General features: G+C 44.4%; 22 protein-coding genes. 12 read left to right on the top strand and 10 right to left on the bottom strand.

Going from position 1 to position 18692, the window contains the following annotated elements:
• Positions 1–47 precede the first annotated feature (47 nt).
• The 3 genes from hutZ to hutW all read right to left on the bottom strand — a co-directional run bounded on the left by hutZ (position 48) and on the right by hutW (position 2597).
• Positions 48–578, bottom strand: a complete 531-nt coding sequence (hutZ, locus tag BSZ04_RS06980; RefSeq protein ID WP_010452640.1) for a heme utilization protein HutZ — start codon at positions 576–578, stop codon at positions 48–50.
• Positions 579–700: 122 nt separating this feature from the next.
• A complete protein-coding gene (gene hutX / locus BSZ04_RS06975; RefSeq protein WP_010452642.1) occupies positions 701–1204 on the bottom strand; it encodes a heme utilization cystosolic carrier protein HutX in 504 nt (167 codons plus the stop codon).
• Between the two features lie 22 nt (positions 1205–1226).
• Positions 1227–2597, bottom strand: coding sequence for a heme anaerobic degradation radical SAM methyltransferase ChuW/HutW (gene hutW / locus BSZ04_RS06970; protein ID WP_088879967.1), 1371 nt, complete (start codon positions 2595–2597; stop codon positions 1227–1229).
• 167 nt (positions 2598–2764) lie between these two features.
• Here hutW and BSZ04_RS06965 point away from each other — a divergent pair, with 167 nt between their 5' ends.
• The 6 genes from BSZ04_RS06965 to BSZ04_RS06940 are packed head-to-tail and all read left to right on the top strand — an operon-like array spanning position 2765 to position 7343.
• Positions 2765–3511, top strand: a complete 747-nt coding sequence (locus BSZ04_RS06965) for an energy transducer TonB (RefSeq protein ID WP_088879966.1) — start codon at positions 2765–2767, stop codon at positions 3509–3511.
• Complete coding sequence (locus tag BSZ04_RS06960) at positions 3511–4209, top strand: MotA/TolQ/ExbB proton channel family protein (protein WP_088879965.1); 699 nt, start codon at positions 3511–3513, stop codon at positions 4207–4209. Before BSZ04_RS06965 ends, BSZ04_RS06960 begins: the two co-directional genes overlap by 1 nt.
• Positions 4206–4619 carry an ExbD/TolR family protein gene (locus BSZ04_RS06955; RefSeq protein WP_038882707.1) on the top strand — a complete coding sequence of 138 codons (414 nt, stop codon included), beginning with the start codon at positions 4206–4208 and terminating at the stop codon, positions 4617–4619. The genes BSZ04_RS06960 and BSZ04_RS06955 overlap by 4 nt, the downstream gene beginning before the upstream one ends.
• A 25-nt stretch (positions 4620–4644) precedes the next feature.
• Positions 4645–5514 carry a heme/hemin ABC transporter substrate-binding protein gene (locus BSZ04_RS06950; RefSeq protein ID WP_088879964.1) on the top strand — a complete coding sequence of 290 codons (870 nt, stop codon included), beginning with the start codon at positions 4645–4647 and terminating at the stop codon, positions 5512–5514.
• A gap of 9 nt (positions 5515–5523) precedes the next feature.
• Positions 5524–6561, top strand: a complete 1038-nt coding sequence (locus BSZ04_RS06945) for a FecCD family ABC transporter permease (RefSeq protein ID WP_088879963.1) — start codon at positions 5524–5526, stop codon at positions 6559–6561.
• Positions 6561–7343 carry a heme ABC transporter ATP-binding protein gene (locus BSZ04_RS06940; protein WP_088879962.1) on the top strand — a complete coding sequence of 261 codons (783 nt, stop codon included), beginning with the start codon at positions 6561–6563 and terminating at the stop codon, positions 7341–7343. Before BSZ04_RS06945 ends, BSZ04_RS06940 begins: the two co-directional genes overlap by 1 nt.
• Positions 7344–7428: 85 nt before the next feature.
• Here BSZ04_RS06940 and BSZ04_RS06935 read toward each other — a convergent pair whose 3' ends face one another.
• The gene (locus BSZ04_RS06935) at positions 7429–7890 is read right to left on the bottom strand and encodes a TetR/AcrR family transcriptional regulator (protein WP_010452658.1); all 462 of its coding nucleotides are present in this window, start codon (positions 7888–7890) and stop codon (positions 7429–7431) included.
• Positions 7891–8413: 523 nt separating this feature from the next.
• Between BSZ04_RS06935 and BSZ04_RS06930 the strand changes: the two genes are divergently transcribed.
• Entirely contained in the window at positions 8414–8713 is a 300-nt protein-coding gene (locus tag BSZ04_RS06930; RefSeq protein ID WP_010452661.1) for a YfcZ/YiiS family protein, read from the top strand.
• A gap of 47 nt (positions 8714–8760) precedes the next feature.
• Here BSZ04_RS06930 and BSZ04_RS06925 read toward each other — a convergent pair whose 3' ends face one another.
• Positions 8761–9033: a YnjH family protein gene (locus BSZ04_RS06925; RefSeq protein WP_088879961.1), complete on the bottom strand. Its 273-nt coding sequence runs from the start codon at positions 9031–9033 to the stop codon at positions 8761–8763.
• Positions 9034–9297: 264 nt separating this feature from the next.
• Between BSZ04_RS06925 and BSZ04_RS06920 the strand changes: the two genes are divergently transcribed.
• Complete coding sequence (locus BSZ04_RS06920; protein WP_045394585.1) at positions 9298–9897, top strand: hypothetical protein; 600 nt, start codon at positions 9298–9300, stop codon at positions 9895–9897.
• Positions 9898–10008: 111 nt separating this feature from the next.
• Here BSZ04_RS06920 and BSZ04_RS06915 read toward each other — a convergent pair whose 3' ends face one another.
• Complete coding sequence (locus BSZ04_RS06915; RefSeq protein WP_088879960.1) at positions 10009–11118, bottom strand: 1-acyl-sn-glycerol-3-phosphate acyltransferase; 1110 nt, start codon at positions 11116–11118, stop codon at positions 10009–10011.
• Between the two features lie 192 nt (positions 11119–11310).
• Here BSZ04_RS06915 and BSZ04_RS06910 point away from each other — a divergent pair, with 192 nt between their 5' ends.
• Positions 11311–11919, top strand: a complete 609-nt coding sequence (locus tag BSZ04_RS06910) for a cupin domain-containing protein (RefSeq protein ID WP_088879959.1) — start codon at positions 11311–11313, stop codon at positions 11917–11919.
• Positions 11920–11964: 45 nt separating this feature from the next.
• On the opposite strand, the gene BSZ04_RS06905 is transcribed toward BSZ04_RS06910, so the two are convergent.
• Together BSZ04_RS06905 and BSZ04_RS06900 are read right to left on the bottom strand one after the other, a co-directional pair.
• On the bottom strand, positions 11965–12447 hold the full coding sequence (locus BSZ04_RS06905; RefSeq protein ID WP_010452671.1) for a hypothetical protein: 483 nt from the start codon (positions 12445–12447) through the stop codon (positions 11965–11967).
• A gap of 14 nt (positions 12448–12461) precedes the next feature.
• Positions 12462–12995, bottom strand: coding sequence for a nicotinate-nicotinamide nucleotide adenylyltransferase (locus tag BSZ04_RS06900; RefSeq protein WP_010452673.1), 534 nt, complete (start codon positions 12993–12995; stop codon positions 12462–12464).
• Between the two features lie 210 nt (positions 12996–13205).
• Here BSZ04_RS06900 and nadE point away from each other — a divergent pair, with 210 nt between their 5' ends.
• Positions 13206–14036 (top strand): ammonia-dependent NAD(+) synthetase, encoded by an 831-nt coding sequence (gene nadE / locus BSZ04_RS06895; protein WP_038882690.1) that lies wholly within the window; start codon positions 13206–13208, stop codon positions 14034–14036.
• 110 nt (positions 14037–14146) lie between these two features.
• On the opposite strand, the gene BSZ04_RS06890 is transcribed toward nadE, so the two are convergent.
• The gene (locus BSZ04_RS06890; RefSeq protein WP_088879958.1) at positions 14147–15964 is read right to left on the bottom strand and encodes a hybrid-cluster NAD(P)-dependent oxidoreductase; all 1818 of its coding nucleotides are present in this window, start codon (positions 15962–15964) and stop codon (positions 14147–14149) included.
• 289 nt (positions 15965–16253) lie between these two features.
• On the opposite strand from BSZ04_RS06890, the gene BSZ04_RS06885 reads away from it, so the two are divergent.
• Entirely contained in the window at positions 16254–16418 is a 165-nt protein-coding gene (locus BSZ04_RS06885) for a YqaE/Pmp3 family membrane protein (protein WP_005453437.1), read from the top strand.
• A gap of 154 nt (positions 16419–16572) precedes the next feature.
• Positions 16573–17601, top strand: coding sequence for a dihydroorotase (pyrC, locus tag BSZ04_RS06875; protein WP_010452697.1), 1029 nt, complete (start codon positions 16573–16575; stop codon positions 17599–17601).
• 102 nt (positions 17602–17703) lie between these two features.
• Here pyrC and BSZ04_RS06870 read toward each other — a convergent pair whose 3' ends face one another.
• Positions 17704–18609 (bottom strand): DUF808 domain-containing protein, encoded by a 906-nt coding sequence (locus BSZ04_RS06870; protein WP_088879957.1) that lies wholly within the window; start codon positions 18607–18609, stop codon positions 17704–17706.
• Positions 18610–18692 lie beyond the last annotated feature (83 nt).

Below are 18692 nucleotides of genomic sequence, written 5' to 3'. Positions count from 1 at the left end.
TTTGGGCATTCACATCCGTTTAGACGATAATAAGTTAGAAAATCGGCTTATGCGTTTTCGATTTTCTTGTGACCTTCTTGAAGGTGAACGAAATCAACCAGATCATCGCCTGATACTTGGTAAGCTTGACCAAAACCTTTCACGAACAGACCTTGTTCTGCTTTTAGGTTGAACAGAACGAAGTCTTCTAGTTGGCTCAGACCATCAATGATCTCACCGAAACGCTCTTTCATTTGACCAACAACTTGTTGCCACATTTCAGTATCACGCTCAACAACGGTTGCAACCGCATCAAACGTTAGACGCTTACGAGCAAACAACTGCTTCGACGAATCTTCATCTTCAATCATCATCAAAGATACATTTGGATTCTCTAATAGGTTGCGTGCGTGACGAGCAATCTGAGAAATAAGAACGAAGTAACCTTCCTGGTTTTGAACGTATGGCGCGTAACTTACGTTTGGACGACCTTCCGCATCAACTGTTGCTAGTTGAATTGTACGGCGCTCCTGACGAAATTCCTTAATTTCTGGTCCTAGACGACCTTGTAAACGCTCTTGTTTAACTTGCTGATCCATTTTGATACCTAACTTTACTTGTTTTGGGTTTCCGAGTTTAAACTCGGTTATTCTTTGATAAACGACGCCACCCCACCTATTGGCGGATGGAGCAAGCGTCGTATGCATTTAACATTATTAAACTACTGGTTGAACTCAGCTTGCATTGCACGGAATGCTGTTACTTGCTCTTCAATCAGTTCGCGCTTTTCATTACGGCCGAGGTAGATCTTAAAGATGTTGCTGCCGCACTCAGAGAAGAAACCAAAGTAGTGGCTTTCGCGTCCCATAAACGGCTTACTTACTAGCGCGATGTTTTTCACGTTATCCAGTTTAAGGTGGCCATGAAGCTCGCCTTCTTTACCCATTAAGTTATAGTAACCACGTGCTACTTTGCCTTTCGGGAACGGTGCTTTCACTTCAAATATTGAGCCGAAAGAGTGAACAATCGTCGTTACAGGACCAAAGCCAACAAGACCTTCTAAAATGCCTTGTGCTTGCTCACCCGGAGCCACCGCTACCATTTCTTGAGGTAATGCAGCAACCACTTCAAATTCAGATACGCCAAGGCGCTCTGCCATCGCCGCTGGCAGCAGTTGTGGTTCTTGTTCTAGTAGGGCTTCGACCTGTTGCTTAATTGATTCCATTATTTTTTCCATTTCTTTCAGGTTAATTGTTAGATACTTTTGGTACGTTTTCGTTCATTTCCGACGTTAGTACCTGAATACATGCCTGCGCGAGAGAAACAGCCCAGAAGCTCCCTGCAAGGGTTAGCACTAGGCTGCGCTCTTGAAGTTCGACCAAGCCCTTGCCATGCCAGACTTTGAACAGCGGCATTAGGAAGTTAAAGGTATCTTCACCCATGAAGTTTGGCAGTTTATTCCCTTGGACAATGCCACGGTCAAAACCTGACTTAAACGCAGCAAAGAGTGGCTCTAGTGGGCTTTGCTTCATCATCATCGCGATAGTGCTTTGCCCTTCATTAACGGCTTTGACATAAGTGTCTAGCGTGCGGTGTTGCATCATGCCGTAACCACCGATATTACCGCCAGCACCGCAGCCAATAGGAAGCACTTCTGCATACGTCTTCGCTAGGCTGTTGTACAAGCTTCGTTCACGGTTATCGATCGCCCAGTGGTTAACGCTGAGCTGCTTCATGTGGTGCTTCGACATGAATTTCGCACCAAGCTCGTACATGCCAGCTTTTTCTGGTGTAGTTGCTGGTGGTGGCATCTTGCCCTTCTCAACTAGGTTCAGCATAGGAGCGGTACCACCAACAACAAGCTGGTATAAGTCTAAACCGTGCGCCCCAGTAGACATGAAATCATTCAAATCCTGTTCGAGCACTTCTCTGGTTTGATACGGCAAACCGTAAAGTAAGTCGATAATGACGGGAATTTTGTCTTCTTTAGCGAGCTCAGCAACGCGATTCAATACATCTTCACGATCATCTAAACGCTTAGCACTACGGCGAACTTTAGTATCAAAGCTCTGTACACCAAATGAGAAGCGGTTGAACCCACCATCTAGCGCACCTTGATAGAGTTCATCTGAGAACCGGTTGATGCGACCTTCCAACGTAATTTCGCAATCAGCGGCTAAAGGGAAGTAGTCATGAATTGCCTGACCAAGAATACGAACTTGATCTGCAGATAAGTCTGTAGGCGTGCCTCCGCCGATATAAACCGCATGAAAAATGCCACTTTGTGTCCATGGCAGTGCAGCTTTCTCTTTCAGCTCTTTCATTAGAGCATCAAAGTACTCATCAACAAGCTTACGGCTCGCCGCATTTTGGAAGAAGTTACAAAAAGTGCAGCGCACACGACAAAATGGCACATGAATGTACAGGCAACGCTTATTGGTCTTTTGCGTTGTTTCGGAAGTGATCCGTGACAGAATTTCACCTTGTTGTGGCGGTGGCACTGGCATGCTGCTACCACCCGCATGTGCGGAGTGTTTTTTCACAAAAGCAAAGCGCAGTGGATCGGGGCTATCACTCCCAAGAATTGATTCGCCAAATTTATAAATGTCGACGCTCATATTTACTCACTTAAAGCCCACCACACAAAGGATTGAGGCTCATTTCAAAAAAACTGCAAAGATCATAATTTGCGCGTAATGATAATGCAATTGATAATTGATCTTATTTCCTTTTCGCGTAATAATCCCTTCCACTTGATAATGATTCCTACTACCGAGATTTATCCGTGAACGTTAAAAGATATGCCATTGCCGGAGGCGCCTCTTTAGTGGTGCACGCTGCGCTTCTTTTTGTCTCTCAAGAGACGAAAGTGTTTGCAATGCCAGCAGGCAATCCCACCAGCTCGGTAAGCTTGAATTTAGTCTCAGCGCCAAAACCGGTACAAGCGGCTCCAACGCCACAAGAAGTGGTGGAAGAAAAGCAACCGGAGCCAAAGAAACAACCTGAACCTAAGAAACCAAAGCCTGCGCCGGTTAAAAAAACGGTGGAAAAACCGATCGTAAAAAAAGAAGCGGTGAAGAAAAAAACCGTTGAAAAGAAACCTGAACCGGTTAAAAAACCTCAACCACCAAAACCCGTTGCAAAGAAAGATCCGCAACCAAAAGAAAAAGTGGAAGAGAAAATCGCAAAAGAACCTCAACCGCAACAAGCGGCTCCTAATAATCAATCTAAAGGGGCGACATCACAGCCTGTGATGGTTGATCAGCCTGCTTTCGTGTCTCAACCAGTTCAGCCCCGCTACCCACGTTCAGCACGCAAACGCGGTATTGAGGGTGTCGCCCTCTATGAAGTGTGGCTAGATGCAAACGGCAACCAGATTAAACAGGTTCTTATTGAATCATCAGGTGCAGAGATGCTTGATGTTTCTGCTCTACGTGCCATCAAACAATGGCAATTCTCACCACATATTTCTGGTGGGCAAAAAGTTGCTCACCGAGTTCAAATCCCAGTTCGTTTTAAGTTGGATGGATAATGGAACAGCTACAACATTTACAAAACCAATTTGGTCTTATGACTTGGCCTTTAGTTATTTGCTCTGCACTTACAGTCATGATCATTGCGGAAAGACTCTTTCAAGTATTCATTAGCTTAGGCGTCGGAAAACGCGCGATTCGCCAAAAGTTGACCGACCTTGATCCAACCAACAACAAAGACATCGAAGCCCTAGCGGATGAGTTTTCCGGCAAGCGCCCCCTCTTATACCGTGGCGTTGCGATGCTGCTTGCCCACCACTCATTTTCTAAGTCATTACGAGAAGACGCAGCAGGGATTTGGCTACAAGAAAAACGTCATCAGTTGCACTCAGGGCTGCGTTTATTGACCCTGATTGGCGTGATCAGCCCTCTTATTGGTCTGTTGGGTACGGTACTTGGGCTTATCGACATGTTTAAAGGTATTGCTTCTTCTACAGGCAACATCACACCAAACGATCTGGCCGATGGTCTTGGCCTTGCGATGCGCACGACAGCTGCAGGTTTGATCATTGCATTGCCAGCAATTTCTGGCGCACAACTTATTGGTCTATGGGCTGATCGTGTTATCGCAAAGCTTGAACACACTCTGAACTACGTGAATCTATGGCTTGAAGGCATTTCGCTTCAACACGTATCCCCTGAAAACAGCAAAGAAGTCGCGACTGTTGCAAGTCATGTTGAAGCGAGAAGCTCATGATAAAGGCACCGCAAGACAATAACAGCCACGGCTTAACACCAGACTTAACTCCGCTGCTCGACATCATCTTCATCGTTATGGTGTTTTTGATGCTCACCGCCGCGGTGAAGTTAGATTCCCTCGATGTGAACCTACCAAGTACTGATTCCCAAGCAGTGGCTGAAGTAGACAAACAATCGATCACAGTGAACATCCTTAAAGAAGAGCCACATTGGGCGATCAATGGTAAGGCGTACATCGATTGGGAAAACTTCACGATAGCTCTGTTAGAAGAAAGCAAATCAACCGACAAACCCATTGTGATTGGTGCGGAAAAGACCGCAGATATTCAATCACTGGTGAAGCTTCTTGGCTTTTTACAAGAAAACGGAATTCAAGCGACTCAACTGCTCACTGAAGAGTCGCAATAAAAGAACATAGATTGAGAAAAAACTAATGAATAAAACACTCTTGCCCGTTCGTACCGCATTGACAGCCGCTATTACTATGCTTGCAAGTGCGACCCTGTTTGCCAACGAAGCACCATCAAATGAACGTATTGTCAGTGCGGGTAGCGCTGTGACTGAGCTATTGCTTGCTCTTGATGCCAAAGACAGCCTTGTTGCTGTCGACGTAACAAGCCAGCTACCGGAAGGGATGGAGCTACCAAAAGTTGGTTACCACCGCCGCCTGCCTGCTGAGGGCTTGCTAGCACTTAGTCCAACTAAAGTGATTGGCTCAGATGAAATGGGCCCAAACACCACGCTAGACCAATTGAAATCAGCGGGTGTTAATGTCGAGATCGTCAACACAGAAGCAAACGTGGAAGGTTTGGTTGATCGTATCGACCAAATAGCGACCATCATGCATCGTGAAGATCAAGCAATAGCACTGAAAACAAAAGTTGAAACGCAAGTAAAAGCACTAGAAAGCAACCAACCAACAAAAGCTGACAAGAAGAAGGTACTTTTCCTACTGATTCACGAAGGCCGTCCAGCAAACGTCGCTGGCTCAGAAACCACACCGGATGCAATCATTCAACTTGCAGGTGGCGAAAACCCAGCAGCGAGCAAACTATCTTCATACAAACCACTATCAACAGAAGCAATGGTCGAGATGCAACCAGACGTGATCCTTGTGAGTGGCCGTAGCTATCAAACAATGGGCGGTGCAGATGCGATTTTGAAAGCAATGCCACTTCTTGCCGCTACCCCTGCTGGAAAGAATAAAAACATCGTAACGATTGATGGCCATGCTTTGGTTGGCGGTTTAGGACTTAAGAGTCTTTCAGAAGCCAAGCGCCTTAACGAACTACTGTACCCATAGAGAGACTCAATGCTGTTAAGACGTATCCCTTTATCTACTACTCTACTTGCGTTATCGGGCATTTTAGCCTTTATCGCTGTAGCGTCCATTACAGTAGGTCCAATGAATATTAGCCTCTCAGACAGCCTGAGAGGCTTAACAGGATCAGGTTCAGACCTTGCTCCTCATATTCAGCTCGTCATCAACGAAATCCGCCTTCCACGCACCATTCTTTGTATGTTTATTGGTGCGATTCTCGCTATCTGTGGTGTTGTAATGCAGGGGTTATTCCGTAACCCACTTGCCGAGCCAGGCATCATCGGTGTTTCTGCTGGTGCTGCGCTTGGTGGTGCATTTGCAATAGTCGTATTTGCCGACTTCAGCCAAAACTACCCAACACTAATGAACTTAGCTGCATTACCATTCTTCGCCTTTCTAGGCGGTGCGATTACAACGGTATTAGTTTACTGGCTAGGCACGAATAAGTTTGGTACGTCAGTAACCATCATGCTACTAGCGGGCGTAGCAATTAGTGCTCTTTCTGGTGCTGCGATTGGTTTTATGAACTTCATCGCCGATGATCAAATGCTTCGAGACTTAACGCTTTGGTCGATGGGATCACTAGCAGGAGCAAACTGGTCAGGGATTGGCTTAGCCGCTGTTACGCTCATCAGCTTGATGTTCTGGTTCCAGAGAAAAGCCATGTCATTAAATGCATTGCTTTTGGGCGAGTCAGAAGCCAAACACCTAGGGGTGCCGGTACAAAAGCTCAAACGCCAACTTATCCTGCTGTCTGCAGTTGGAGTGGGTATTACGGTGAGTATCTGTGGTGCAATTGGCTTTATTGGTCTGGTGATTCCACACCTTGGCCGTATGCTTGCAGGCCCTGACCACCGTACCCTACTTCCTATTTCAGCGCTGATGGGCGCACTGCTTTTGACCGCCGCAGATATGTTTGCACGCGTCGCTGTTGCGCCCGCAGAATTACCTGTAGGTATTGTGACTGCGCTGATTGGCGCGCCATTCTTTATCTACTTACTGTTCCAACAAAAAGGGAAAATCCTGTAATGAATGACATCGTTTTGTCCGGCAGAAATATCTCTATGAGATACGGGAGCCGAGTAGTACTAGACGACATTAGTATCGATATTCGTGCAGGTGAGGTCACCGCATTATTGGGGCCAAATGGCGCGGGTAAAAGTACGCTGCTCAAGCTATTGTGTGGTGAAATTCCCTCTCAGAGTGACATCCAATTCTTTGGCAAACAAAAAAATGACTGGGAGCCCTCTGAAAGTGCAAAACACGTTGCCATGCTACCTCAACACAGCACGCTGACGTTTCCGTTCTTAGCAAGAGAAGTCGTCGAGCTAGGTGCGATTCCTCTATCGATTTCAAATAAAGAGACCACAGAACTTGCTTTGCAATACATGAAGCAAACCGATGTTTTGCATTTGGCAGATAACCTCTACCCTGCTCTTTCTGGCGGTGAAAAACAGCGCTTACACCTAGCTCGTGTATTAACGCAGCTTCACCTGTCCGGTGATAAGAAAATCTTAATGTTAGACGAACCAACTTCAGCGCTCGATCTTGCCCACCAGCACAACACACTCAAGATCGCTCGCAAGGCTGCGAAAGAAAACAACGCCGCCGTTGTTATCGTATTGCACGATCTTAACTTAGCCTCTCAATATGCCGACAGATTAGTGCTGTTGCATGATGGAAAGCTGGTTTGTGATGACACACCTTGGAACGCCCTGACACCAGAACGCATTGAACGTGTCTATGGCTATCGTTCTATCGTAACGAAGCACCCAAGTATGGATTTCCCGCAAGTCCACTCAGCGGCTTAAACAGAGCGTCTGTGCTACGACCACAGCAAAGTGCTCCAAGAAACAAAAAAACCCGCTCAATAGCGGGTTTTTTATTTGATTCGTGTTATTTGCTCATTTGAATTAGAGACTTACCTATTAACCACTCTAGCTCTCTGTCACTACCAGCGCCAAATTGGCTTTCTGCCATTTTGTACAAACGATCAATGCCGTTTGAAGCAAACTCGTGTGCGCTTTCTGAAGTAACAATATGATGGAATAATAGACGTAGAATTGCTAAGAATTCTTTGTCTTCTAAGGCCTTAACCCAGCTTTGAGAGAACGCATCAACACCTTTGTCAAATTCTAGATGTTCAACAAACATCTTAAAAATTCGACCATCTAGTGCTGCGGTAAAATCCGTTTTCTTCGGGAAATGGTGGCTAATACCTGTACGCGATACACCTGTTTGCTGGCTCAACGTTGTATATGACATTTTGTCATAACCAAGTCTAAGCAACTGATCAACAACAGCATCCATTATTTTTTGGATAGTGATTTCGGTATCTTCTTTACTACGCTTTGGCATATTTTAAGCTCTTCTCTTTTTAAATCCATCTAACTCACAGTTAAATGAGGCCAGAATGAAAATCATCTCAGCATTATCTATTGATGAGCTTTTTCTTCAATATAAGCTCAATCAACTCGAAACCACGCGGCGTAAATCGTGGCTTACATTGACCTTTTTATCAATATCTGTGATTAAAAATATGGCACTTAGTTCAATCCAATAAAAACCAATGCCAGACTATTCATCATGAATATGCTTTTGCCAAGAATGATAATTATGTAAAAATAATCAATCAGGAAATAGTCTTATAAATTAATACTTAGTTCAACTCACCTGACAAAAAACTGACTGCACAATTCATCAATTACTCTTAAATATTGATACACATCACATTTATCAATCAAATTGTAGCGTTTCATCAGTATTAACCTTCGATTAACAACATAGCATGCCGAGCCTTTTTTATCCAAATTCATTCATTTTTGTAGATACAGATCAAATACCTGATAGAATACCCATAGTTTTTACAAGAGGATTCGTTATGAGTGTCGAATTAGAAGAAAACCAAGTATGTGAAGCTTGTGGCTGCGCTGGTGAAATCGGCTTCATCATCAAAGAAGGTGACGATGTTGCTGACGTAACGATTTTTGCTGAGTCTAAAGCGGCATTAGAAGCAGAGTTTGCAAAATACCTAGAGCTAGCAAAAGCAGTATGCGCAGACGTTGAGTACAACACATCTGAACTTACTGAAGAATCGAAAGAGTTAAAAGCTCGCTTCAAGTTTGATGTAAGTGCTGAAAAACTAATCTTTGAACTAAAGACCCGCTCTCTAGCTCGTTAATCAAAGGTCACTCCCTCTACATAAAGCGAGCCTTATGCTCGCTTTTTTTAGTTATTGCTTTCAAACACAACCCATTTTAAAGCACCATTGAGCTCAAAATCTTTCTCCGGGGCGCATTGAATTAAGACACTATCGATTTTAAGTACAGCGCCAATACTGTATGCCTTATCCTCATAATAGCAAACACGTTTACCGGTACTTCCATCTGCAACAATCACTGGCTTTATGTCGGATGTTGTATATGTTTTCGCATGCGCATCATCAGTGACTAATAATGTCCCCGAAACCGCAATAGCGAATAATGGTGTTAAGTAATTCATATTGTTTCCGCCCAGTAAGAAGATGCTTAGAGGTATTGTTCTATTTATAGACTTTATCATTATTTAGGGCCACAAACCGGAAAGAACATCAAGTTACCGAATATTATAAATTGCTAAACAACCTATAAAACTTAATAAGTAATATAATTGCTGATACGCATTTCTTAACGTCGCTATTTCAGTTAAATAGATATAACGTTCTAGCAGATATCTCGTGATTTAGTTATTCTTTCAAGTATGTTGTTGCCACTTGGTTCAAATAATATGTTTCGCGGCTTTCTTCTCACAATTTGTCTACTATGTCCATGGGCAGCAAATTCCTATGAACTCGATTCATACAGTAAGCTCAATCACGTTGATAACTATGGCAATATCGACTTAAGAAACAAGCCATATTCATCTTTGCCAAGTGGCCTTGTTGTTAAAGGCAACTTGAACATATCTAAAACCGCTATAACTAAACTTCCCAAAGGCCTCGACGTTGGGGGAAGCTTAGAAGCGACAAACAGTAGTTTGAAGAAAGTGATGCCCGGCGTATCCATTAAGGGCTATGCCAACCTACTAGGCAGTCAAATTGAGAGTTGGCCTAAAGGCGTCAAATTAGGCGGTTACCTAAACTTAACCGACACACCACTAAAGCGATTGCCTAATAGGCTCAAAGTTAAGGGTGACCTAAGCGTAATCAGAACGCCTATCGAATCATTACCAGAAGGCTTAGTCGTGGAAGGTAACCTATATATTGGAGGGTCTGCGCTAAGAGAGTTTCCCGATACTATGACAGTTAAGGGTAATATTTTCTTAGGTGGTAATCGAATATCTAAATGGCCTACGACGCTTAACTTAGGCGGCGCGGTCGCACCATGAGGTGTTTTTAGACTTCGATGGGAGGAACGAGCTAAGAACCTATAGATAACACGCCTATGTTAAGTTCTTATTTACCTCGTTCCTCTGAACTGGTCAATTTCGGCTAACCGTCTAAGCCTCTTTATTGTTAACCGGATTCGCGTAACTTGCTACGAGAAAACGCTGGGCACCAACTGGTAACATCTCAAGCTTTGCTGCTAGTTGAGACTTGACGTCATCTGTAACACTCTCATCTTCACACCCTGCAGCAAGCAGGTTGATAGGGAATACTCGATACTTATTGTGAATTTGGCGGTCGATTTCGTTTGCTAACTCGTCTGGCGTCTCAAATTCTTGGTCAATTACATCACCAAATGCGACATGCACTTTACCTTTGTAACCCACGATACCTTGGATGATGCTTTCAATGTCTTCAAACTCACCTTTTTCGTAGCTACCGTTCTCTGATTTTTCATACAGCTCTTTGGCTTTCGCAATGTCGCAAGGATCGTTTTGATATGAAATTGATACTGGCACAATCTTCAATGAACGAGTGTATTCACCAAAGCTAATTTTTTGCTTACGACCTTCAACATGAAACATCTTTAAGATCGCTGGGTCGGTGAAATCATTACCGTCTTTAGCTCGGCCTTCTTTTTGGGCAATCCAAATAGAGTTGCCAGTATCTAGAGAGTGTTTGATGTAGCCTGATAGCTGGCCAAGTGCTTTCATCATTTCACGCGGGGCTTTGGCTGAGCGTTTAACAATGAAGCTCTTATTCAGTCTCATTAGCTCTGTAGCACACGGTTTCTTTAGCAGGTTATCACCAATCGCGATACGTACAGTACGATGATCCGTTTGATGTAAACCATAGTTAACGAGCGCAGGGTCCATCGCAATATCACGGTGGTTAGAAACAAATAAGTAAGATGTGTTTTTGTCCAGTTTATCCAAACCAGAGAAGGTGACACCATCAGTCGTTGTATCCAACGTATCTTGAAGGTATTTCTTTACTTCTAGCTGAATGGCTTCCACAGAATCCAGTTTACTCCACTTCGCTTTTAAGTAGACACGGATAATCGGACTCATGAGTGTTTTGAACCACGCCGCTTTGTCTGCAAAACGGTGGTTTAAAATCGCGCTGATAAACTCATCGTCTTTGATCAGGCGGTCCAGCGCTGCTGGAATTTCTTCGTCATTGTATGGACGAATTTCAAAATAAGGATCTGTATTAGAAGTCATTGTTCACTACATTTCAAAAAAAGCTGGCACATTCTACGCGGAGTTTTGCAAGCCCGCAGCATTTCTCCCCATACTTTTAACATGGTCATACCAGTAACATCACAAGATAATCCCCCAATTTGCCTTTATATCTGGTTGGCATTTGGGGGGTTTAGCGTTACCCTTAGCGCCCCGAAAACTCAGGTCTTTCTAATGAACTACGCGATTGAATTTCACAACGAATCATACTCCCTTCTCACCACAACAGCTCGAAAGAAGGCGTTAAAACACAGCTTGTTAACCGTTGTTGAAGGGCTCGCAACCATCAGATTAGGTAAACATGAGTATGCCATTGAGCCGGGTAACTCTTTTTGGATTCCTCAAGGATGTTTGAGTTCCATCACTTATTTTCCAAACTGTATTGTTATTCGTTGCGATTTCTCTGTTCGTTTGCGAGATAACTTTGCTCCGCAGGCTGGTTTTGTTGAGCGCTCTCTTCTGCTTCAAGCCGCACTTGAGAAAATACAAGTATGTGACGCAGAAACGTCACTTCACAATGATCTACTGCGCATTATCAAGCATGAAGTGCTCGGAGTTGAGCCGAAAATCATCACATCTAAAGTAAGCGAAGCCTTGAAGCAATGGAGCCCGCAGAGTAAAGATCAGGCATTAAAAGAACTCCATCTTGCTCTGTTGGTACGAGAAGCTCGAAAGAGAACGCTTTCTGGCATTAAGAAAAGGCAGGTAGTTGAGGATTTGTTTGACGGCAGTGAGCAGCAATGTGATCAGCTAAGTGAACTGTTATTAGGCAAGAAACTGTAACCAAAGAAATTCAAAAGCGTGCACTTGGCACGCTTTTTTATTGGTTCAGAAAGGGACTTCGATTTGCATCATCCAATTGGCGTCATAATAGTCATGCCATCGATAATCAAATCTCATTCGAGGCTCTCCATCCCCTTTGTCTCCAAAACCGACACTAAACATCAACCCATGGCTTTTTAGCCATTCTTCTGTCGTCATGTCTCTTTCAAAGTCTCTCAGCTCTTCAGGCATCCAAACACCTAACCCAAAGTAGTTCTTTTCCAAGCTTTGGGTCAATATTGGAGTATCTTCCGGCTTGATGGCCCATTGTTCCCAATAACTTTCTATCGGCTCATCCAAAAGGACTTTCGGCTTATACCACCTCAGAGCATCGGAACTTAACACACCGACACTATCAAAGAGCTCTTCGCACACTGACATCGTATTATCGGCAAATACAACAGAGCGATCCGATTCGTAGTTACATGCAGAATACGCCTGGCTTATAACAAGCAAGGAGCATGTACTCACTAAAATCGCTCTGAACATAGATCTAAGACCTCTTATTTACCGAACGGCATTGTCTTATATAAACCTTCATCAATCAACATGCGCTTGACCGAAATCGTCGTATAACGGTCTATGCTTTCACCTTGGTTGATTGCATTTCGAATATCAGTGCTTCGGACTTTCAACTTTTCTGGACAAGCCATAACAGACCAACGCTTGGTAATTTCTTCTGCTTTATAAAACTTAGCAAATTTGAAAAAATTATCAGGACCAATAACAAAAGTTATATCGGCCGTCGGATAAATTTCTTGAATTTTTGTCAGCAACGCAAAAGTCGTCACACTTTGCTCAGGTTGGTACAAAGTTTGCTCCAAATCCGAACGTTGAACATTGGAAAGCGCCATATCCTTGATAAATGCATCGACAAGTCTGCACCGAGTTGGGTAATCCAACATGTCTTTGCCCCATGCGTGTGCAATGCTTGGTTCAAGAAGCACAACGTCGAAGTGACTCAATGACTCGATCACACTTTTGTGACCTAAACTCGGCGGGTTAAATGCACTACCAAAAACGGCGATTTTTTTCATATCCGGTGATTACCTGGTTGAAGAGAGTTTTCTAATCCAATGAATTCGGTATGATACTACTAATCTTTAGAGTTTTTTGACACTAATGCGACGTTTGTGAGCATCAAGTGAGTGTTTTATCACCATTTAAGAACCATGATCGCTCGCCTCGGTATGAGCCTCTTTATACTGATTTGGTGTCTAATATATTTGCAGGAAAAGGAACCCGAAATGGAACAATCCATCCGCGATGAAATGCGTGTACTACCTTCTATCGATCCGCATTTCGAAATTGAACGCCGTGTCGCTTTTATTAAGCGTAAATTGCAAGAAGCAGGCTGTAAGTCTCTTGTTCTTGGCATCAGCGGTGGCGTTGACTCAACGACATGTGGTCGTTTAGCTCAACTGGCTGTAGACCAACTAAACGAAGAAGCGAGCGACAATAGCTACCAGTTTATCGCTGTTCGTTTGCCTTACGGCGAGCAACAAGATGAAGATGAAGCACAACTTGCACTTTCTTTCATCCAGCCAACGCACTCTGTATCGGTAAACATCAAAGCAGGTGTAGATGGCCTTCACGCCGCTTCTCACGTTGCATTAAAAGATACTGACCTTCTTCCAACGGATGCTGCGAAAGTTGACTTCGTGAAAGGTAACGTAAAAGCGCGTGCTCGCATGGTTGCTCAATACGAAATCGCTGGTTACGTTGGTGGCTTGGTTCTAGGTACTGACCACTCGGCAGAAAACATCACTGGTTTCTACACCAAGTTTGGTGATGGCGCGTGCGACATGGCGCCACTATTCGGCTTAAGCAAACGTCAAGTTCGTGAAGTAGCTGCAACACTAGGTGCTCCTGAGCAGCTAGTGAAGAAAGTACCGACCGCAGATTTGGAAGAGCTTGCACCACAAAAAGCTGATGAGGATGCACTGAGCCTAACTTACGAACAGATCGATGACTTCCTAGAAGGTAAGCCAGTATCGCAAGAAGTGAGCGATCGTCTTGTAGCAATCTACAAAATGACTCAGCACAAACGTCAGCCAATCCCAACGATCTACGACTAAAATGCGATTTTATTCCTGAGCGATTTCTTTCTGAATCTGCTCTGAAGTAAATAAAGAAAACGCCGCTAAGTTAGCGGCGTTTTTATTTGTTACGGTTTATTTTTTGGAGTTCAGTCCGTAAGTGTCACGTCCGTCTGCGGAATAGCACAACACGCGAGCACTTTACCCATTGCACGTTCTTCTGCGCTTAATGCAGGTACATCCGGATGATCGACCTGCCCTGATTCTAATTGCACCTTACACGCCCCACACAAGCCCGCACGGCAGCTGTTCGTGATACTCTTACCTGAACTCTCAACTTGTTCAAGCAACGTTTGTTGATTGTTCCCCATCAACTTAAAGCCATTGAACTCGACCTCAACACTTTTCTCAGGTTTGGTCGTCGCAACCGAAACGCCAAAGGCTTCTTGATGGTAGTTATCTTCAGGTAGCCCTTTCTTAAGCAGAAGGTTTTTCGCTTTTTGCATAAAACCATCTGGACCACAAACGAACACTTGGCGTTGTTCAACATCTTTAATCTGTTTTATATGAGACAGGCTTATACGCCCTTTCAGACCAAACCAGTCCACCGCAGGCTGAGTTAAGCAGATCTTCACATCTAAGCCTGGATGCTCGCGTTTTAGTTCGTTTAACTCATCTTTGCACGGGATATCAATCTCGCTACTACATTGATGGTAGAACACCACGTCATCGAGCTGGTTGTGATCAGCCAAGTAACGCACCATCGATAGCATTGGCGTTACACCGCTACCGGCAGACAGCAAGAGTAGAGGCTGAACAGAGTGTTCTTTTAAATGAAATTGACCATCTGGCGTTTCCGCTTCCAATACATCCCCCACTTGCAGGTTATCCAGTAACGCGTTAGATACACGACCACCAGAAACACGCTTGACGGAAATCGCATAACGGCCTGGGCGAGATGGGCTAGAAGAAAGCGTATAACGACGCCCAACTTTCTTACCGTCTATATCCACTTCAATTGGTAAATGCTGACCCGGCAAGTATGTTGGCAACTGGCCTTTACTCGGCTCAAGCCATAAGGTGACGAAGTCACGCGCAATCTCTTCTCGCTCGACACAGGTGAGCGACATGCGATTAGGAGAGTTATCTGGATAGAACTCAGCTTCTTTGTATTCCAGCACTTCCACCTTGTCTCCCTGACGAATAATACCTTCGTTAAGGGCAACAAGGTTTTGACCGAAGAACACACCACCACGTTCATTAGCACGGAACTCTTGCAGTGTTTTCAGCGGTTCTTTGCTTTCTCGGAATGTACCGCGTTGAGTGTTAACGGTAGTAAGGATGCAACGCTCACAAGGTTTTACTAATTCAAATTCTACTTCACCAATACGAATGCGCTTCCATGAGTCTTCTTCAAATGGCTTGGTATCGGACACCACAAGGTTGGTTCGAAACTGATCCATCGAGTGCTGTTCAGAGCTTCTGCGATTTAGCTCTTCCAGTGACGCCTCACTAATCACAAGCACTGGATAACCATCGGCAAAGCTAACATTGTGACCCAGCTTCTCTCTCACACGATTTGATTGTTCACCAATAAAAAGCAACTCAACGCGAAGACCTAGTACTTTGCTAAACCAATCATCTGCTTCGTCAGTGGTGGTATATGCGGTAAAGCTGTCTTTCCAAACCGTCGCGGGGGCTTCCTGCATTTTGAAGTCTTGATAACGGATCTTTAATGGCTCTTCCCCAAGACTGGTAAACACCACACCATCTGGCAACAAAGCTGACTTAATGGTCACCATTTGTGGGAATTTACGGGCTGTCACCATTGAGCCGTCTGACGTCGCAATCATAAATCGACGATCAAAACTCAATCCTTGCTTTTCAACCCAAGCCGAAGATAGCGCGACGCCTCCGACGGATTTGACTGGAAAAACATTAATTTGGGATAAAACTGATTGCGACATAACCTACTTCCTACAGGTGCTTTTTTAATTGTTCTACTATCATATCCCCATAAGCTTAGTGACCCAAGTATCTCGAGGTTACTCGGGTATAAAACTCCAAGTTGCATGCGATATGTTCACAAGGGGTTCATTCTTGGCCTTTAGGATATGTGTCAGTGCGTCGCATTTTATGAATAACGTCCCATAAATTTGCATATTATTGACGAAATTAGGATTGCCAAGATGTGACATTGAGCACATAATTCGCCAACTTTTTGACACTAAAAATAACCTATCCGGAGCATAGACCATGGATACTAACAAACTGATTCTAATCCTACTTTGTATCTTCCTTCCACCAGTAGCGGTTTACATGGAAAAAGGTCTAGAGAAAGACTTCTTCATCAACCTTATCCTGACTTTCTTCTTCTTCCTACCGGGCACAATTCACGCGCTTTGGTTGACGATGAAGTAACCAACTGAGCTCCTACCGTAAAGAAATGTGAAAAATGGGGTGAAATGGAAGAGCAATTCCACTATCATCCTGTCGCCTAAGCGCAAGCGTTTGCTCTTGAGGTAAATGCAGCGGTTAGGCTCCAAACATAACTTTTTAATGGTGGGAGCAATTAATGACAACACTGACTATTACTCGTCCTGACGATTGGCACGTTCACTTACGCGATGGTGAAGTTCTAAAAGATACCGTTCGCGATATTAGCCGTTATAACGGTCGTGCACTGATCATGCCGAACACCGTCCCACCAGTGACCAATACTGAAATGGCGCTAGCCTACCGTGATCGAATCCTTGCTGAGCAACACGGCGAGCAATTCGAGCCTCTTATGGCGCTGTACCTTACAGATAACACCACACCAGACGAAATCCGCAAAGCCAAAGCAACAGGAAAGATTGTCGCTGCAAAGCTCTATCCTGCGGGCGCAACCACCAACTCTGATTCTGGCGTAACCGATGCAAAGAACATCTACCACGTTTTTGAAGCGATGGAAGAAGTTGGCATGCTGCTTTTGGTTCATGGTGAAGTGACTCACAACCACGTTGATATTTTTGACCGTGAGAAGGAATTCCTAGACACGGTTCTTGCTCCTATCGTCAACGACTTCCCTAACCTAAAAATCGTTCTTGAGCACATCACGACTGCGGACGCGGCTAATTTCGTAAACAACGCTTCTGATAACGTTGCAGCAACCATCACTGCTCACCACCTGCTGTTCAACCGTAACCACATGCTAGTCGGCGGCATTAAGCCACACTTCTACTGCCTACCAATTCTTAAGCGCAATACCCACCAACAAGCGCTTATCGAAGCAGCAACGAGCGGTAGCAAGAAATTCTTCCTAGGTACAGATTCAGCACCACACGCAAAAGGCGCAAAAGAGTCAGCTTGTGGTTGTGCAGGTTCTTACACTGCACACGCAGCGCTAGAGCTTTACGCTGAAGTCTTTGAGAACGAAGGCAAGCTAGAAAACCTAGAAGCATTCGCTAGTTTGAATGGCCCTGATTTTTACGGTATCGCTCGTAACACAGATACTGTGACGCTAGAAAAAGCATCTTGGGATGTACCAGAAACCATGCCGTTTGGCAGCGACATCGTTGTGCCAATCCGTGCAAATGAAAAGATTGAGTGGGAAGTGAAATAGCCACCCTCAAGAAATGAAAAAGGGTCATGTCACCATATTCGATATGGAAAGGCATGACCCTTTTCTTTTAGCTTCAATAAAACCTCAAAACAAAATTCGAGTTTATTTACCGCGAACCTTCTCCACCACAGTCCAAGCAGCAACCACAACTAGACCGGCAATCACACCAATCACGCCGTTGAGCAGTGTTGGTACAATCGCTGTCGCAACCGTATGACCACGGAAGTCCATAATGATCGGTTCAATAAGGTGATGAATCGCAGGTACGTTATGAACGACAATACCGCCACCAACCAAGAACATGGCCGCGGTACCCACCACAGCAAGCATCTTCATCAACTTAGGTGCAAACGCCACTAGCGCCCCACCTAGCTTCGCTTTCAGACCTTCACCATTTGATGTGCGCTCAAGATAAAAGCCCAAGTCATCAAGCTTAACGATGCCTGCGACCAAGCCGTAAACACCAATAGTCATCAGTACTGCGATTAAACTCACCACCAGAATCTGCGTCACGATGCTTGAACCTGTCACTGTACCCAAAGCAATCACAATGATTTCAGCAGACAAAATAAAGTCAGTACGAATCGCACCAGCCACTTTTCTTTTCTCGTACTCTTCAACCGATTCTCCGGTAGGGACCTCCTCTTCTTTCTCGTCATGTTGGTGCGCATGAGGAAAAAGCTTTTCTAAGATCTTCTCCGCCCCTTCAAAGCAAAGAAATAAACCGCCAATGAGAAGCAGTGGCATGATCAACCACGGAATAAAAGCACTGATCAACAACGCCGATGGCACCAGAATCAATTTGTTTTTAAATGATCCTTTTGCCACCGCCCAAACCACAGGAATTTCTCGTTCTGACGCTACGCCAGAAACCTGTTGCGCGTTTAGCGCTAAATCGTCGCCCAGTACACCAGCGGTTTTTTTCGCTGCCATCTTAGACATCAACGCGACATCATCCAATACAGCTGCAATGTCATCCAACAGTGTCAGTAAACTTGCTCCAGCCATTTATTTATCTCTTTTATGGAATTGAATAAGTAACAAAATGTAACACCATTAAACCACTCAGCAAAGTTATGATTTTGCAAAGA

Source organism: Vibrio rotiferianus, assembly GCF_002214395.1.
In the GTDB taxonomy this organism is placed as follows: Bacteria; Pseudomonadota; Gammaproteobacteria; order Enterobacterales; family Vibrionaceae; genus Vibrio; species Vibrio rotiferianus.
The sequence above is the reverse complement of the archived record's forward strand: the minus strand, read 5'-3'. Positions and strand labels throughout refer to the sequence as shown.

Coding starts and splice junctions, on each gene's coding strand:
- hutW (WP_088879967.1), bottom strand. CDS start 2,597: ATGAGCGTCGACATTTATAAATTTGGCGAATCAATTCTTGGGAGTGAT.
- BSZ04_RS06950 (WP_088879964.1), top strand. CDS start 4,645: ATGAATAAAACACTCTTGCCCGTTCGTACCGCATTGACAGCCGCTATT.
- BSZ04_RS06915 (WP_088879960.1), bottom strand. CDS start 11,118: ATGACTTCTAATACAGATCCTTATTTTGAAATTCGTCCATACAATGAC.
- pyrC (WP_010452697.1), top strand. CDS start 16,573: ATGACAACACTGACTATTACTCGTCCTGACGATTGGCACGTTCACTTA.
- BSZ04_RS06890 (WP_088879958.1), bottom strand. CDS start 15,964: ATGTCGCAATCAGTTTTATCCCAAATTAATGTTTTTCCAGTCAAATCC.
- BSZ04_RS06935 (WP_010452658.1), bottom strand. CDS start 7,890: ATGCCAAAGCGTAGTAAAGAAGATACCGAAATCACTATCCAAAAAATA.
- BSZ04_RS06940 (WP_088879962.1), top strand. CDS start 6,561: ATGAATGACATCGTTTTGTCCGGCAGAAATATCTCTATGAGATACGGG.
- hutX (WP_010452642.1), bottom strand. CDS start 1,204: ATGGAATCAATTAAGCAACAGGTCGAAGCCCTACTAGAACAAGAACCA.
- BSZ04_RS06955 (WP_038882707.1), top strand. CDS start 4,206: ATGATAAAGGCACCGCAAGACAATAACAGCCACGGCTTAACACCAGAC.
- BSZ04_RS06900 (WP_010452673.1), bottom strand. CDS start 12,995: ATGAAAAAAATCGCCGTTTTTGGTAGTGCATTTAACCCGCCGAGTTTA.
- BSZ04_RS06910 (WP_088879959.1), top strand. CDS start 11,311: ATGAACTACGCGATTGAATTTCACAACGAATCATACTCCCTTCTCACC.
- BSZ04_RS06870 (WP_088879957.1), bottom strand. CDS start 18,609: ATGGCTGGAGCAAGTTTACTGACACTGTTGGATGACATTGCAGCTGTA.
- BSZ04_RS06930 (WP_010452661.1), top strand. CDS start 8,414: ATGAGTGTCGAATTAGAAGAAAACCAAGTATGTGAAGCTTGTGGCTGC.
- BSZ04_RS06960 (WP_088879965.1), top strand. CDS start 3,511: ATGGAACAGCTACAACATTTACAAAACCAATTTGGTCTTATGACTTGG.
- BSZ04_RS06920 (WP_045394585.1), top strand. CDS start 9,298: ATGTTTCGCGGCTTTCTTCTCACAATTTGTCTACTATGTCCATGGGCA.
- BSZ04_RS06885 (WP_005453437.1), top strand. CDS start 16,254: ATGGATACTAACAAACTGATTCTAATCCTACTTTGTATCTTCCTTCCA.
- BSZ04_RS06905 (WP_010452671.1), bottom strand. CDS start 12,447: ATGTTCAGAGCGATTTTAGTGAGTACATGCTCCTTGCTTGTTATAAGC.
- BSZ04_RS06925 (WP_088879961.1), bottom strand. CDS start 9,033: ATGAATTACTTAACACCATTATTCGCTATTGCGGTTTCGGGGACATTA.
- nadE (WP_038882690.1), top strand. CDS start 13,206: ATGGAACAATCCATCCGCGATGAAATGCGTGTACTACCTTCTATCGAT.
- BSZ04_RS06945 (WP_088879963.1), top strand. CDS start 5,524: ATGCTGTTAAGACGTATCCCTTTATCTACTACTCTACTTGCGTTATCG.
- hutZ (WP_010452640.1), bottom strand. CDS start 578: ATGGATCAGCAAGTTAAACAAGAGCGTTTACAAGGTCGTCTAGGACCA.